This window comes from Pauljensenia sp. UMB6358 (assembly GCF_030216865.1).
Taxonomy (GTDB): Bacteria; Actinomycetota; Actinomycetes; order Actinomycetales; family Actinomycetaceae; genus Pauljensenia; species Pauljensenia turicensis_A.
The window spans coordinates 1-238 of sequence record NZ_JASOMS010000273.1 but is presented as its reverse complement, the minus strand read 5'-3'; the positions used below and the strand labels follow the sequence as shown (position 1 = coordinate 238).

Here is a 238-nt window from a genome sequence, read left to right as displayed (position 1 = left end):
AGCTGTCAAGGCGCATTGCACGATCGCGTCCGCAGATTGCCAACACCTTGCGATTGCTCAAACTCCCACCCGCCGTGCAGCGAAAAGTTGCTTCGGGCGTGATCTCTGCTGGCCACGCACGAGCCCTGCTCTCTTTGTCAACACCAGATGAAATGGAGCTGTTGGCTGACCGAATCGTAGCAGAAGGGCTCTCGGTGAGGACGACGGAAGAAATCGCTCGGCTCAACAAGCCTAAGCC

Annotated in this window: 1 protein-coding gene; it reads left to right on the top strand. The window is 57.6% G+C overall.

Annotated elements, in window-relative coordinates:
• Window positions 1-238, top strand: a 238-nt coding sequence (locus tag QP381_RS09445; protein ID WP_442953423.1) for a ParB/RepB/Spo0J family partition protein, incomplete at both ends; no start/stop codon positions are given.